The sequence below is a fragment of the Deltaproteobacteria bacterium genome, assembly GCA_021737785.1.
Lineage (GTDB): Bacteria > Desulfobacterota > DSM-4660 > Desulfatiglandales > Desulfatiglandaceae > AUK324.
In genome coordinates this window covers 96,993-112,195 of sequence record JAIPDI010000007.1, presented here as the reverse complement: position 1 = coordinate 112,195, position 15,203 = coordinate 96,993, and the positions used below count along the sequence as shown (strand labels likewise).

Genomic DNA, 15,203 nt, shown 5'->3' with positions numbered 1-15,203 from the left:
GACCGAGGTTAGGGGTGGTTATGATGCCGTGGGTGAGAGAACGCTACAGATCCCGAGGGGATGAAAAGAGGGTGCCCTGCCGGTTGTCGGTCGTTTCAGGCCCTTGTGAGGTCGTTTGGGCCGGTTCTATCTCGCCCTTGAGGAAGTACCTGCCGAACATCCTGTTGAAATCGGTCCAAGACCCCTCGTGCCGGTCCCTTTCCATGAACCGGCCGAGACCGTTTATCTTGGCATCGAGATCGTCTATCAGATGGAGGGCAAAGGCCTCCAAGAACTTGGGCGCCTTGGGGGACCCGAAATCGTACTGGCCGTGGTGACTCAGGATCAGATGTCTTAATCGAACGGCCAGTCCCTGTGGAAAATCAGGGAATCCCTTCAACTTCTCATCGACCATGCCCGCACCCAGTACCAGATGACCGACCAATCGTCCTTCATCCGTATAGTCGATGAGAAGATCGTATGTAAGTTCCCTGATCTTGCCGATATCGTGGAGAAAGGCCGATGTGATGAGGAGGTCCCGGTTCAGCTGGGGATAATGATCGACCGCATGTACGGCCATTCGACAGACCGACAAGGTATGCTCCAGGAGGCCCCCTAAATAACCGTGGTGAAAGGTTTTTGCAGCCGGGGCCCTTTTAAACCGGGCCATAAACTCCCGATCCCCCAGGAAACTGTCCACCAGTCCTCTCAGATGCACATCCTGTATCCCCCGGAGAATTTCCCGGAGGGCGCGGACCATGGTCGACGGATCTTCGGGACTTTTCTCAAGAAAGATTTCCGGATCCGGCGGTTCATTGAACAGATCCAGGCCGGAGACGGTGATCTGGATCTGATCACGGTAGGAACCGGCCTTCCCTTCCACCTGGACGATATCTCCCTCATGAAAAAGCCCTGAAACCGACTCAGCGTTTTCCCAGATCTTTGCCGATATCTCGCCGGTCCTGTCCGCCAGGGTCAGGCTCAAAAATGCATTTCCATTACGCGTCTTTGCCACGCGCTTTTCCTTGACCAGGTAACAGCCCGAAACCCGGTCTTCCACCTGAATGGCATCGATCCAGTGATGGGGGAAGCGATTCTCAGTCTGGTTTTTTGTCATTGTCACAACCAAAATTTTTCACACAAAGGCACCAAGACGCCAAGGTCCCGCCTTCTTACAAGGGGGTGACCGATAATAATCCACTTGCCTGTCCGAAAGCTTTAGATATGCCCCCATCCAGCATCTCCAATATCCAGTATCGAGCATCCAGAATCAAATACCAGAAGTCAGAAGTCGGATGTCAGATGTCAGAAAAAATGCACTATCCCAGCAACCATGAGCTATGAGCCGTCAGCCAGGCGCCTGTATCCCTAAACCAGCTACGAGTAACCAGTTTCAAGTATCCAGCACCCAGTATCCAGTATCGAGCATCCAGCATCCAGACCCCTAATCATCAAAATTGCCTGCACCGCCTTTTTTCGCACCGAACCCGGCGGCCCTCTCCCGTATCCTGGCCTCTGTCCATTGGGCCGGATCCTCGATCCGATTCCCTTTGGGACCCAGATCATGGGAACCTGCCTTCAAGATGGCCTCTATGCCCAGAGGAGCGGTATCCCGGGCGTTAAAAACATTGACCAGAAGGTCATAGACAAAGTCCTCCACCCCCTTTACCATCCTCTCCCGGATCTCCCGGGGAAGGCCCAGCAGCTTGTTCTCAAAGGGGAGATTGAGCTTCTTATAGTTCCCCCCCTTAAGTCCTTCTTTCTTGGCATAAGCCACCATCTGTCCCCACATCTCATCGGTCACGCCGTTGGAGGAGACCTTCAGGAATTCGCCGCTGTCGTCTAAGATGGCATTGCCGAATTCATTGACCTGCACCCCCCACGAAATCATCTGGAGGGCCGTTGCCACATTGGCCTTGGTGGTACGGGTCTGTTGGGTAATCTCTCTGAGACGTTCGGAGCTGTTGCCGGAGGTCCCATGCTGGGCGCCTGAGACATTGTATTTGGCCAGGGCGTTGTGGATCTCAACGGTCAGGGGCACCTGGATTCCCGCATCGCTTGCCTCGATCCCGTGGGTGGTCCCGTTATTGAGGGCGATCCAGTCCGGGAAGATGTCGTGGGCATTGAGACCCTGAATCAAGAACAATGCCTCGCCGGGGGTGGAGAGGCCCTCCTTCCCCTTTATCTCGCCCACCTCGGTCTCATATCCCGCCCACCGGGGCAGATAGGGACTCAAGGTCAGGCTGGCCAGAAGATTTTCATCGTCAGGCAGGTGTGATGCATCAATGGCCACCGAGGTGATGCCCGCGTCAAACATGGACGGGATCTCGGTCTTTGCCGCCTCCACGTCCTTGGCACCCTTGATGCCGTAATGATCCGCATGGATGGCTACCGGGACCGTAATGCCCAGCTCATTCATGATGGCATCCGTGTGGGTGGCCATGTTCCAGTAGTTGATTGCACAATAAGGGGTGGCGCCTCCCTCGGATTTGGCGATTTCGATGATAATGGCGGCATTGGCCCTCTGGGCCGCCTTGAGGGCCCCGTAAATCACAAACCGGTTCCGGCCGTTGGCCGCGATGGTCATGGCCTTTCCTTTTTTGGTGAGTGCCCGGTCAATCACCTTCCCGCTGACGATCAGGGCCCTGGAATGGGGGAATACGCCCTTGATGTTGGGTGGACGACCGATCTCGAGCGCCTTTTCAAATTCCTTTGAGTCATTTCCCGTATGAACAGTCATGGCTGACCTCCTTTCCTTCTAACGCGGCATCGCCGCAATCAATCCCGCCAGGGCGGGACTCACACAGAGACCAAAGCACACAAAGAATTTTTCGGTAAAGAAACGGAAACATGCCCTTTTCTCTGTGTTCTTTGCCTGCCCCGTGAAACCTTTTCTGTGTTGTTTCACTCGGGGTGGCTCCGTGTGAGTTTATAAAACAAGGCGTACTGAGATACAAAGCCCCGATTTCACGACGCTTCCCGTCCGGGCTCCTCTGTTTCTTTTTGGATTTTTTTCCGGAGGTCCGGATCTTCCCTGGCCAGCTCCCCGGCCTTTTTGAAATGGAATTCGGCCTTTTGAGTTTCCCCGATTCTCTTGAAATAGACTCCGAAATAATAGTGGGCGAGCGCCAGCCGCTTTTCCCTCCCGTACAAAAGGCCTAAGTGGTAAAATACGTCGTTTCTTACCGGCGGAAGATAGGAAAGCTTTTCAAAAAACCGGAGGGCCTCCCGATTCCGGCCGGCGCTTTCGTAGGTAACCCCCAAGAGGAAGAGAGCGGTCTTATCCCCATGGTCCAGTCTGAGGACCTTCTCCAATACGGCCTCGGCCTCTTTGTCCTGGCCGTTCATCTGATAGACCTCTCCGAGAGCCCTCAAAGCAGGGATGAAATCAGGTTGCGCTTCAAGCGATTGCTTCAGCTCTTCGATGGCCCGGTCATAACTGGATTGTTCCATATACGCCATTCCGAGGCCGAAATGGGCGAGCGGAGCAGCGGGATCCTTCTCCAGCTCTTTTTTAAATACCCTTTCCGCATCGCGGGGATCGAGGCACTTGGCCGTGATCACGGTCTTGAATGCGGGAAAGCGGGACTCGAGCAGGGCGGCTTCCCGGCTCAATGTCTTCGAGGCGTTCTTATTCAGCATTGATTCTAAGTTGGCCATCCTTTCGGGACCCGTGGGATGGGTGAGGAGATAGGCCGGAATCTTGCCCGTGCCTAAATAGCTCCCTTTCTGGATCTTATTCAGGGCGTGAATCATTCCCTCCGGATCAAATCCGGTCGGCGTCATGTACTTGAAGCTCAGTTGGTCGGCCTGTCGTTCGTCCTCCCTGCTGTAATGCAGCTGCGCCTGCATTCCGGCCGCGATGGACCCGGTCATTATAGCCCCCGCAACCTCGCCCCCGAGGAGCATCCCGGCCAGGATCCCGGCCAGCGTCGCCAGCCCGATGGTCTTGCTCTGTTCAATTCGCTGGGACAGATGTCTTGCCGAGATATGGCCGATTTCGTGACAGATGACCGCAGCCAGCTCATCGATGCTGTCCATGGCCTCTATCAGCCCGGAAAATACGAAAATATGGCCTCCCGGCGCGGCAAAGGCATTCAAGGTAGGGTCTTTGATCACATAGAAATTAAAAGGGAAGCTCTTGGTTTCCAGAGGACGGATCAGGTATTGACCCAGGTCGTTGATGTATTGATTGACAAACGGATCATCCACGAGCTGGAGCTGGGCCAGCACCTGGGCCATGAATTCCTCCCCCATCTCGCGCTCGTCTTCAATGGAAAGGGCGGACGCCTCAGACACATATGGAGACGGCGCATACGACAACAGGGACAAGGTGCATGCAAAGACAACCCCGTAACGAAGGGCGCGGCATATCCTGTTCATGGGGCAACATCCTCTGAAGCCGCACCATCCGCCTCCACCTGCGGGGCCTCGCTCCAGAGCCCCTCCAGGTCATAAAATTCCCTGAGCGGCTGGTAAAATATGTGAATGATTACATCTCCGTAGTCCAAAAGAACCCACTGGCCCTCCTGTTCCCCTTCCGCGCCATAGCATCGAAGGCCTGCGTCCCGCAGGGTCCTCTGGAGATGGCGGGCAATGGCCTGAACCTGCCGGGTGGAACTCCCGCTGGTAATCAGAAAATAATCGGCAACCGATGTGAGGGCCTCCACATACAACAGGACCGGAACCAGGGCCTTCCGTTCCCTGATGGCCTTCAGACAGAGCCGTGCTTTATCAATGGATTGCATCATTCGTAATACAGTCTTTCCGTGCCGATGACGGATACATCAATCGGCAACGGCATCCGGGTGAGAATGACATATGTGAACGCCGGGTCTATGGACGTCCATCTGTCTTTATCTGGTACCCGAACGGAAACCCGGAAAATCAAGAAATAGTGAAATATGAGAAGAGGTTCTGTTAATGTAAATTTTGTTCCATCGGTTTTCAATTTTAAATTCTTGAATATTCAATAGTGCCTGAATCACGCCAAGGCGTGATTTTCGTTCAGGCACTATCTATCTTACCGATAAAGTCCGTTTTTGGCAATATATATGCCGACACTCTCAGGGACCAGGAAGCGAATCGACCTCTTGTCCCTTACCATCTCCCTGATGCGGGTGGAAGATATATCCATGAGGGTCGTATTCACCAACCGCACCGTCTTGCCGGACGGGGCCGTAAAAAAATCCGCACCTGTTGTTGCCGGTTGGGTCCCCATCCCCAGACGCGACACTGCCTCCCTGAGCTTGACTGTCTCAAAGCCGGGACGGTTGATGATGATGAAGTGGGCATAGTCAAACAGATGCTCGTATTCCTTCCAGGTGGTGATCTCCAAAAAGGCGTCCATGCCCAGGATAAAAAAGATGTCTACGTCCGGACCGACGATATGGTGGAGTTCCCTGAGGGTCTCAATGGAATAGGAATGCCCGGGTCGCCTTCCTTCCAGGTCCATGGCTTCAAGGCAGGGAGAAATATCTGCGGCCAGCCGGGTCATGGCCAACCGGTGATTGAATGGCGTAACGGCCTCGTCTGTCTTGTGCGGGGGGGATGCGGAAGGGATCAGATATACCTTTTCCAGATCCAGCCGCTGGCATATTTCCTCTGCAGAACGAAGATGCCCTAAATGAATCGGATCAAATGTCCCGCCCAAAATGCCGATTTTCAAAAAGCCCTCCTGATGGGCCTTTAATCTCTCGTCTGGCCTTGCCCGTAGACGATAAATTTGGTGGTGGTCAGTTCCTCCAACCCCATAGGGCCGAACGCGTGCAGCTTGGAGGTATTGATCCCGATCTCGGCGCCGAGTCCCAGCTGGTTGCCGTCGTTGAACCGGGTGGAGGCGTTGACCAGGACCACGGAGGAATCCACCTCTGCCAGGAACCGCTGGGACCGCTCATAATCGCGGGTAATAATGGCCTCCGTATGCCGGGATCCATAGGTTTCGATATGATCGAGGGCCTCATCCATATCGGTAACGATCTTGACGGCAAGGATCAGGTCCAGGAACTCCGCAGGCCAGTCGGCCTCTTCTGCCGGGCGGATGTCCGGGATGATGTCCAGACATCGGGGACATCCCCGGATCTCGACGCCCGCATCCCGAAACCGCTTCACCATTTTCGGCAAAAAATTCGGGGCTACGGCCTCATGCACCAGGAGGGTTTCCATGGCGTTGCAGACCCCGGGCCTCTGGACCTTGGCATTATAACAGATCTCCTCCGCCGTTTGGACGGAGGCGGACCGGTCCACATAGACGTGGCAGACGCCTTTGTAATGCTTCAATACCGGGATCCTGGAATGGCTGGTGACGAATCTGATGAGGCCTTCGCCCCCCCTTGGAATGATGACGTCGATCCACTCTTCCAGACCGATCAGGAGGGTAACGGCCTCCCGGTCGGTGGTCGGTATGACCTGGATGGCCTTTCGGGAAATCCCGGTCTCGGTCAAGGCCTCACCCAGGATGCGACCCAGGATCATATTGGAATGGATGGCCTCAGAGCCCCCCTTCAGGATCACTGCATTGCCCGATTTGAGGCACAGGCCTGCCGCATCCACGGTCACGTTGGGTCGGGATTCATAGATAAATCCGATAACGCCCAGGGGGATCCGGACCCGGCCTACCTGAAGCCCGTTGGGCCGTTTCCACATGCCCGTAATCTCCCCCACCGGATCGGGCAGGCCCGCCACCTCCCGAAGACCCCCCGCGATATCCGCTATGACCGAGGCATCCAGGGTCAGGCGGTCGATCATGGCCGTGGAGAGGCCTGTTTCTCTTGCCAGGGCCAGGTCCTTTTGGTTTTCCCGGACGATCTCTTCCTGGTGCTCCAGAAGCCGCGTTGCCATCAGCTCCAGGGCATCATCCTTCTGCCGCCTCCCCATTCTCCGGAGCTGCCGTGAGGCCTCCCGGGCCTCCCGGGCCATATTTTCCATCATATGCGAAAGCCGCATAGTTCCTCATCCTCCATCTGATCCGCCAGGACCAGGTTGTCCCGGTGGATGATCTCGTCATCGTGCTTAAATCCCAGCCTCGCCGTAATCTCGGTGCTTTTCGCACCCATAATTGTTTTGATGTCCCCGGAATGGTAATTGACCATGCCTACGGCAATCTCCTTCCCCGACTCATTCAGGAGGAGGACCGAATTGCCCAGGCTGAATCTCCCCCTCACCTCCCGAATGCCGGAAGGGAGAAGGCTCTTTCCCTCTTTCAAAATAGCGGTTTCAGCCCCCCTGTCAATAACAATTTCCCCCTTGGGAGACTTGGTAAAGGCGATCCAGTGCTTTCGACTGCACAGGGGCCGGCCCCCGGGTAGGAACAGGGTGCCTTCCTCCTCTCCGTCAAATATCCGTTTCAGGATACCCGGCGTCAACCCGTTGGCGATAAGGGCCGGGACCCCCCGAAGCGTGACCTTCTGGGCCGCCTTGATCTTGCTGGCCATGCCCCCCCTCCCCAGAAATCCGGGGATCGTGCTGGCAAACCGTGAGATCTTACGGTCCACCTTTTCCACCACCCGGATCAGCCTGGCGTCCGCGTGGTCGCGGGGGTCCTTATCAAACAGTCCGTCGATGTTGGTGAGGTTGACCAGGAGCTGCGCATCGGTCAGGTTGGTCACCATGGCGCTCAGGTTGTCGTTGTCGCCGAATTTGATCTCGTCCACTACTACGGTATCGTTTTCATTGATGATTGGGATGATTTTCCACGAAAGAAGGGTGAAAAGGGTATTCCGGGCGTTCAGGTATCGGCGTCGGTGGGTCAGGTCGTCGCGGGTCAGCAGGATCTGGGCCACTTTGTATCCACACTGGCCGAAGGCATGCTCATAGGCCAGCATGAGACTGCTCTGACCGATCGCTGCCATAGCCTGCTGCTGGGATACGGATTGGGGCCGCTTTTTCATGCCGATCTTCTTGAGACCCGATGCAATGGCCCCGGAGGAGACCAGTATGATTTCCAGCCCCCCCCTTCTGAGGCCGCACATGTCGGCGGTGATATTGTCGATTACGCCCATGTTGAGACCGTTGGCAGAGGTGAGAACACCGCTTCCCACCTTGATCACGACCCTCTTGACCCGTTTTAGCAGCTCTTTTCTGGCTGACTTTTCCGCTTCTGTTGTCATCTCCGAACCTCACCCACGCATTCAATCTGCCAACGCTGTTGTCTGCTTCCACTTCTCCAGGATCATCCGCTTCAGTTCATCAAGCCCCTCACCGGTCAGCGCCGACACAGAAAGGGATTCCATCCCCTTCTCTGCAAGGGCATCCCGAAGGGCTGCAGGATCCCGGTGCTCCGGCCGGTAGAGGTCCATCTTATTGATAACCACGAAACAGGGTTTATTCATAAGTGACGGGGCGAATGCCGCCATTTCTCGCCGGAGGGTCAGGAAATCTTCCAGAATGTCCCGGGCAGGCGTATAGGTAATGTCCAGGATATGCACCAGCAGGTTTGTCCGTTCGATGTGTTTCAGAAAACGATCTCCCAGACCCCGGCCTGAACTGGCCCCTTCAATCAGCCCGGGAATGTCTGCGATCACCAGTGCCCTGTCGTCATCAAAGTGGATAACGCCTAAATTTGGAAATATTGTGGTGAAGGGATAACTGTCCACCTTGGGACGTGCCATGGTAAGGCGGGAAAGGAGGGTTGATTTGCCTGCATTAGGGAACCCGATCAGGCCGATATCGGCCAGGAGCTTGAGTGTCAGCCTGAAGCGTTTCTCCTGACCCGGGAGCCCTGGCTGGGCCATCCGGGGGGTCTGGCGGGTTGATGTGGCGAAATGCTGGTTTCCTCTTCCTCCTTTTCCGCCGTGAAGGAGGGTGACTTCCTGATTGTCATGGATCAGATCGGCGACGATCTGGCCGCTCGTGTCGTCCTGAATGAGGGTTCCCACGGGCACTTCGATGACGCAAGGCCCGCTGTTCCTGCCCGACTGCTGTTTCCCTCTTCCAGGCTCACCGTTTCCCGCCTTGAAATACCGGCGACTGCCGAAATGACTCAGGGTGCGGTGCTGCTTTCCGGCCCTTGCAATGACATCGCCCCCATCGCCCCCATCGCCCCCGTCCGGGCCGCCCTTGGGGATAAACCGCTCTCTCCTGAAGCTGACACACCCCCTTCCCCCATCTCCCGATCTGGCCGTAATGACCACTTCATCCAGAAAAACCATAGGGTCGCTCTACAGGGGGCCGGCGGTCAACATCTCATACAGCGTAAACGCTGACCTTTTTTCGATCCCTGCCCATGCGCTCAAAGGCAACGGTTCCATCAATCTTGGCAAAGATGGTATAGTCCTTTCCCAGACCCACGTTGTTGCCCGGATGGATTTTGGTGCCTTTCTGGCGGACCAGGATATTTCCTGCCAGAACATTCTGGCCGGCATACCGCTTGATCCCGTATCTCTGTCCGGCGCTGTCCCTCCCGTTCCGGGAGCTGCCGCCTGCCTTCTTATGTGCCATTGTTTTGTACCTCTTGCCCTGAAGCCTCCGCATGGGCCCCTTTGATATCTTCGATCCGGACCAGCGTAAATTGCTGCCGGTGGCCCTTTTTTCGGCGGTAGTCCTTTCTCCGCTTGTACTTGAAGATCATGACTTTTTTGCCCTTGCCATGGTGGGTAATACGGCCGACCACCTTACTGTTTTCAACAAAAGGCCGGCCCACCTCGATGGTTTCGCCGTCCGAGGTGAGAAGAACCTCCTCAAAGTCGATGGTTTCCCCTACCTCGCCGTCCAACCGTTCGAATCTCACCTCGTCGCCCTTGGCAACCCGGTACTGTTTTCCACCTGTTTTGATAACTGCATATGCACACATGGTACGCCCCGCTCCTTTTCAACAAAAAATGAATTTATCAATTTATAGAAACCAGTTAGCCAAGTCAAGAAGAAAATTGCAAATTCCTATCCAAAGATACTTGAAATTTCCTCCTTTGACAAGAACTCACGGGCCGTTCCCCAGGATGCCGGATGGATAAGGAGGGCTTCTGTAAACCAGACCCTCCGACCCCTTCCCGTCCACCCCCGGTGACCGTCCAAAGGACGGTGTTCCGGACCCTATGGACAGGTCCTTTGAATTAGGATAACATTAAATAATGGAAAAAAGCCATTATTTTAAAGGAGCCTGCCATTCTGTCCGGGAACGCCACAAATGATTTCAGATGCCGCTTCTTTGAGGGTTTTGAATAGGTCATTGGACTTTTCATCACATTGTTACGCCATGACGTCCGGGATCCCCCACATTCTCATACTTGCCCGATACCCTGTTCCGGGCAGGGTCAAGACGCGTCTGGTCCGGGCCCTGGGACCTGGGGGATCGGCCCGGCTGCACCGGCGGATGACAGAGCATGTGGCGGGCGTTGCCCGTGGGGTAAGAGATGCCGAAGAAACAGGAACCGGCGTGGAAATCACCATCTGTTATACCGGCGCCTCCAGAAGGGACTTCCGGACCTGGCTGGGGATGGATTTCCAATATGCGCCGCAGGGCACTGGGGATCTGGGCGCCCGAATGGCACGGGCCTTTGACAGGGTTTTTCAAAAAGGGGCCGGGCCTGCTGTTTTGGTCGGTACGGACGTGCCCGGGATCACCTCCGATATCCTTCATCAGACGCTCCAAGCCCTTCGGGGGAACGACGTGGTCCTGGGCCGGGCCGCTGACGGGGGGTATTACCTTATCGGGATGAGATCTCCATTTCCGGGCGTATTTGACCCTATTGATTGGGGAACCGGCCGGGTATATGAACAAACGCGCAGCCGTATCCGGTCTCTGGGTCTCACCTGCGCGGATCTCCCGGTTCTTCAGGATGTAGATCGTCCCGAGGACCTGGGGCCCCTTCGCACGGACCCCCGCTTCTCGGATCTGTTTTCGGGCGGGCCCTTGGTTTCCGTTATTATTCCGACCCTTAATGAATATCGCACGATCAATCGCCTGCTGGATCGTCTGCTGCTTTCAGAGAAAATCGAACGTATCGTAGCAGACGGAGGGAGCGACGATGGCACCCGTGACATGGCGGCCCGGTCCGGGGCAACCGTGTTGGAGGTATCCGGGGGCCGGGCCTTTCAGCAGAACGCCGGCGCCGCCATTGCCCGGGGGCGTATCCTCTTCTTTCTCCATGCCGATACGCTGCCGCCCGAAGGATATGCCGGCAAGATCCGCGCGGCCCTGGATGATCCTTCGATAGCAGGGGGCGCATTCCGTTTCAAGACGGACGAGGACAGCCCCGGCATGCGACTGGTCGAATGGGTCACCAACCTTCGGTCCCGCGTGGTTCAACTGCCCTATGGAGACCAGGGGCTCTTTCTCGAAAAAAGGGTCTTTGACGAGATGGGCGGGTTCCCTCCCATGCCCATCATGGAGGATTTCGTGTTGATGCGTCGCCTTCGCATTCGCGGCAGGATTGTCACGCTTTCCGATGCGGCCATCACCTCGGCACGGCGCTGGCAACATCTGGGGGTCGTTCGCACAACTCTTGTGAATCAGGTCATGATCCTGGGATTCCTTGGCGGCATGCCGATTCAGATGCTCGAGCGACTCTATAGAAATCAATCAAGGCAGAAGTCGTGATGAGGGTTGATGGTTGGGTGCGCTTCAGTTATCAAGTTGATATTCGATTTCTGCGCGGAAGCCCATTGTTTTGATGATATCTATGCCAAGGTGCTGCCCGCTGAAGAGGAGGGACAGGAATCATCCGTCCGTCGGCACCGCATACTGAAGGCTCAGGGGGAAGGACGCGCCCGGCGGCGCACGCGCGCATGGGGTCGATGGCAAAATGATCGGCGGTTTTGCGCTGGTGGCCTTTCCGATACGATATGAGATATCCGGTGTGCTGACCTTTGTCGTGAACCAGGAGGGCGTGGTTTACCAGAAGGAACTGCCATGATGCTGTTTAACCTTGATAAGAGCTGAACAAAAAGTAAGTCGAATTGAAGAATATGCGATGAGGAGTAAGATGAAACAGGAAATCGTCTCTCTGACTGTGGCCCTCAATCTGGTATTTGCGGTGCTTGCCTTGGCGCAGACGCCGGACAAACAGGCGAATCAGCCTGCCAAGAAGTTCTATTCTCTGCCGGATATTACCCAGCAGAAATTGACCGGGGATTTCGATGCGATCATAAAGCGGCGTGTCATCCGCATCCTGGTAACCTACTCAAAAACCCATTTTTTTGTTGACAAGGCAACTCAGCGGGGGCTCACCTATGACATGGGCCGGCTTTTCGAGGACAGCGTCAACAAAAAGCTCAAAAAAAAGCATGTTCGCGTCCATGTTGTGTTCATACCCGTGTCTTATGATGAACTTATCCCGGCCCTGATTGAGGGCCGAGGGGATATGGCCGTCGCCAATCTGACGATCACCCCGGAGCGCCTCAAGCAGGTGGACTTTACCGAGCCGACGAGGAGGAATGTCTGCGAGATCGCGGTCACCGGTCCCGGGGCCGAGCCGATCTCTACCCTTCAGGACCTATCGGGGAAAGAGGTTTATATACGGAAAACGGCGAGCTATTACGAAAGCATCCAGAATCTCAATGCCGAGCTGAAAAAGGCAGGCAAGGCGCCGGTGAAGGTGAGGCTCGCGCCACCCGAGCTGGAGGATGAAGACATTTTGGAGATGGTAAATGCCGGTCTTGTGAAGTTCACGATTGTGGACAACCACATTGCCGAGTTCTGGAAGCAGATCTTCAAGAATATTGTCTTGCACCCGGAAGCGGCCGTCCGAACCGGTGGGGAACTCGGGGTCATGATCCGCAAGAACAACCCGAAGCTCAAGGCAGCGCTTGACGAGTTCCTTTCCCACTATGCTGAGGGCTCCAAGACACGCAATATATTGCTGCAGAAATATCTCAAGAACACAAAGCTTGTTAGGAACGCCACCTCCAAGGAAGATCTGGCCAGGTTCGAAGCTACCATCGAGTTTTTCCGGAATTACGGAGACAAATACCAACTGGATTACCTGCTCATGATGGCTCAGGGGTATCAGGAGTCGAGACTCGACCAGAATGCGCGAAATCCGTCGGGCGCCATCGGCATCATGCAGGTGCTGCCGAGCACGGGCAAGGAGATGGGGTTTGCCGACATCACCAAAATCGAACCCAACATTCACGCCGGCGTGAAATACATCCGCTTCATGATGGACCAGTTTTACGCCAATGAGCCCATGGACCCGCTGAATAAGGGGCTGTTTACCTTCGCCTCATATAATGCGGGCCCCGGCCGCGTCTCTCAACTTCGCAAACAGGCGGCCAAGCGGGGTCTCGATCCCAACAGGTGGTTCAATCATGTGGAAGTCATTGCCGCGGAAAAGATCGGCCGTGAAACGGTGCGGTATGTGAGCAACATCTACAAGTATTACCTGGCCTACAAAATGGTCATGGAACAGAGAGCCGAGCGTGCGAAGGTTAAGGAGGCGGAAAAAAAGGAAGTGGGGAAGTGACGGTGTCTATAACTTATCGAAATAAAAAAAAGAAACTATGAGGAGGAGAGATCTGGCGTGGTTTAGGCAGTTGCCTTGATCAGAAGAGTGCCTCCTATCCGAAGCAACTTCGACCGCCTTAAAAACCCTTTTATCCTGCTACAAACCCCAAAATGTCACCGGCATCAACAACCTGTGATATCTAAATCCCGGCGGCTTGTGCGAGCCTCGTAAAAGATTCTGACAGTCAACCAACGGCGCTGGCAAATCCACCTTTTACCGTCTTTTCCTGAAATCCCGCGGCATCAACCTGATCAACGCCGATATCATTGCCAGGACCATAAACCCTGTAAATAATGAATCTGCCAGCTATAAGGCCATGATCATCGCGGAAAGGCTTCGAGAGGACCTCCTGCGTCAAGGAATTTCCTTTTGTTTTGAAACGGTATTTTCACATCCCTCCAAGATAGATTTCATTGCCAGGGCAAAATCACTGGGCTACCACATCGTCCTTGTGTACATCCATTTAGAAACCCCGGAACTGAATGAGGCCCGTGTACATCAGCGTGTCGCTGAAGGCGGCCATAATGTACCTTCTCAGAAAATAAGGAGCCGCATCCCGAGGACGATGAAACATATCGCAAACGTCCTTCCCCTAATTGACGAAGCGCGGCTGCTGGACAACTCCCTGTTTGATGCTCCTTTCCGAAAGATTGCCGTTATTGAACGCGGAGCATTGATTGAGTCAGTAAGTCCGCTGCCGGGCTGGGCCAAAAAAATATTGAAAGCCTGCAGTTGAGACATTCCTGTAGGGTCGCGGAATGCCGTTCGCGTAGTCTTGACGCCTATGCGACTTTTTTGAATGCGTCACACCCCAAACAGATCTCTTTTCACTGGTTCTACTCATGGCCTCGCATGGAAAAAGAGGATGTCGCCGTAGTAGGCGGTGGCGGATTCTCCGGTGTTGTCCGTATCGGTCATGATCGCCACCCCGGAAATCATGGGGGGTTCGTCTTTGAACACTCTGCGGTAGTCCTCGTAGATATTTCTCTCCTCGGTCAGCCATCTGTTCAGATTCTTTTCCCCGCTTTGGACCACCACCATCATGGACCGATCGGCATAAGGGTTCGGAACCACCAGCCCTTCCGGTGCATTGGACGCCCAGATGTAGTTGATGGATGCCAGTGGGGGATATGCTCCGTAAAACAGCTTTGCGGTTTCGTATTTAAGCCTTTCAAAAAAGCCCAGTCTGTCCGGATCGTATTCGAAGAGGATATAGAGCCGGGCCGGGTAGTCGTCCCCATCTTTTCGATGCACGTTCCCCTTTTGAAGCACGTTGGACACCTTCCATCGCCATTGGACAATTGGATATTCCTTGGGATCAATGGAGATCCTGCGGATCAAACCCGAGGCCGAGGCGTCGGCCTTGGCCTGAACCACCACCTGCCCATCCGCTTCCACTAATCGGTAGTGGGTGTGGATTTTGATGTCTCTGAAGTGTAAGGGCTCCCACCGGGCTGGGAGACTGTTGCCGGCTTTTTCGGTTGAAAAGGCCCCCACTTCAAGAACGGATGAAGGTTCCCCCCGTACAATGCCATACCCGGTAAAAAGAACGATCCATACCCCAATGAGAACAACTCGCATGCTGTCTATCCCCCGGTTTGGATTCATCTGTTTTCCTTTTAATGCTGGAAATTTTGGCAAATTGGGCGATCCTCGACATTTTCCCCCACTTGACATCCGTTATTATAGATAATATTGTATAGCAAAGTAAAGTTGATATAGATATTTATTGCAATGTTTATTGGAATTGACCCATTAAAGTCCGTAACCGCCCGCCCCGGT

Annotated in this window: 14 protein-coding genes and 1 pseudogene; 4 read left to right on the top strand and 11 right to left on the bottom strand. The window is 54.8% G+C overall.

The features are described 5' to 3' along the window. Window positions 1–43 precede the first annotated feature (43 nt). The 10 genes from K9N21_05830 to rplU all read right to left on the bottom strand — a co-directional run bounded on the left by K9N21_05830 (window position 44) and on the right by rplU (window position 9,769). Window positions 44–1,096 carry an HD domain-containing protein gene (locus tag K9N21_05830; protein MCF8143422.1) on the bottom strand — a complete coding sequence of 351 codons (1,053 nt, stop codon included), beginning with the start codon at window positions 1,094–1,096 and terminating at the stop codon, window positions 44–46. Window positions 1,097–1,423: 327 nt separating this feature from the next. Further along, a complete protein-coding gene (locus K9N21_05825) occupies window positions 1,424–2,719 on the bottom strand; it encodes a class II fructose-bisphosphate aldolase (protein ID MCF8143421.1) in 1,296 nt (431 codons plus the stop codon). A gap of 227 nt (window positions 2,720–2,946) precedes the next feature. Next, on the bottom strand, window positions 2,947–4,362 hold the full coding sequence (locus K9N21_05820) for a M48 family metalloprotease (protein ID MCF8143420.1): 1,416 nt from the start codon (window positions 4,360–4,362) through the stop codon (window positions 2,947–2,949). Continuing rightward, window positions 4,359–4,727, bottom strand: coding sequence for a ribosome silencing factor (gene rsfS, locus K9N21_05815; protein ID MCF8143419.1), 369 nt, complete (start codon window positions 4,725–4,727; stop codon window positions 4,359–4,361). Before rsfS ends, K9N21_05820 begins: the two co-directional genes overlap by 4 nt. A 275-nt stretch (window positions 4,728–5,002) precedes the next feature. Continuing rightward, on the bottom strand, window positions 5,003–5,647 hold the full coding sequence (gene nadD, locus K9N21_05810) for a nicotinate-nucleotide adenylyltransferase (protein MCF8143418.1): 645 nt from the start codon (window positions 5,645–5,647) through the stop codon (window positions 5,003–5,005). Window positions 5,648–5,667: 20 nt separating this feature from the next. Then, entirely contained in the window at window positions 5,668–6,924 is a 1,257-nt protein-coding gene (locus K9N21_05805; protein ID MCF8143417.1) for a glutamate-5-semialdehyde dehydrogenase, read from the bottom strand. Continuing rightward, on the bottom strand, window positions 6,906–8,087 hold the full coding sequence (gene proB / locus K9N21_05800; protein MCF8143416.1) for a glutamate 5-kinase: 1,182 nt from the start codon (window positions 8,085–8,087) through the stop codon (window positions 6,906–6,908). The genes K9N21_05805 and proB overlap by 19 nt, the downstream gene beginning before the upstream one ends. Before the next feature lie 21 nt (window positions 8,088–8,108). Beyond that, window positions 8,109–9,128, bottom strand: a complete 1,020-nt coding sequence (gene obgE / locus K9N21_05795) for a GTPase ObgE (protein MCF8143415.1) — start codon at window positions 9,126–9,128, stop codon at window positions 8,109–8,111. Between the two features lie 34 nt (window positions 9,129–9,162). Then, window positions 9,163–9,417 (bottom strand): 50S ribosomal protein L27, encoded by a 255-nt coding sequence (gene rpmA / locus K9N21_05790; GenBank protein ID MCF8143414.1) that lies wholly within the window; start codon window positions 9,415–9,417, stop codon window positions 9,163–9,165. Then, on the bottom strand, window positions 9,407–9,769 hold the full coding sequence (gene rplU / locus K9N21_05785; protein MCF8143413.1) for a 50S ribosomal protein L21: 363 nt from the start codon (window positions 9,767–9,769) through the stop codon (window positions 9,407–9,409). The genes rpmA and rplU overlap by 11 nt, the downstream gene beginning before the upstream one ends. 375 nt (window positions 9,770–10,144) lie before the next feature. Here rplU and K9N21_05780 point away from each other — a divergent pair, with 375 nt between their 5' ends. From K9N21_05780 to K9N21_05765, 4 genes and pseudogenes are all read left to right on the top strand, one after another. Next, window positions 10,145–11,515 (top strand): TIGR04283 family arsenosugar biosynthesis glycosyltransferase, encoded by a 1,371-nt coding sequence (locus tag K9N21_05780; GenBank protein MCF8143412.1) that lies wholly within the window; start codon window positions 10,145–10,147, stop codon window positions 11,513–11,515. A 151-nt stretch (window positions 11,516–11,666) separates the two neighbouring features. Beyond that, window positions 11,667–11,831, top strand: a pseudogene (locus K9N21_05775) (DUF2950 domain-containing protein). 57 nt (window positions 11,832–11,888) lie between these two features. Continuing rightward, window positions 11,889–13,379 (top strand): transporter substrate-binding domain-containing protein, encoded by a 1,491-nt coding sequence (locus K9N21_05770; GenBank protein ID MCF8143411.1) that lies wholly within the window; start codon window positions 11,889–11,891, stop codon window positions 13,377–13,379. 268 nt (window positions 13,380–13,647) lie between these two features. Beyond that, window positions 13,648–14,157: a zeta toxin family protein gene (locus K9N21_05765; GenBank protein ID MCF8143410.1), complete on the top strand. Its 510-nt coding sequence runs from the start codon at window positions 13,648–13,650 to the stop codon at window positions 14,155–14,157. A gap of 104 nt (window positions 14,158–14,261) precedes the next feature. Here K9N21_05765 and K9N21_05760 read toward each other — a convergent pair whose 3' ends face one another. After that, window positions 14,262–15,002, bottom strand: coding sequence for a DUF3047 domain-containing protein (locus K9N21_05760; protein ID MCF8143409.1), 741 nt, complete (start codon window positions 15,000–15,002; stop codon window positions 14,262–14,264). Window positions 15,003–15,203: the final 201 nt, after the last annotated feature.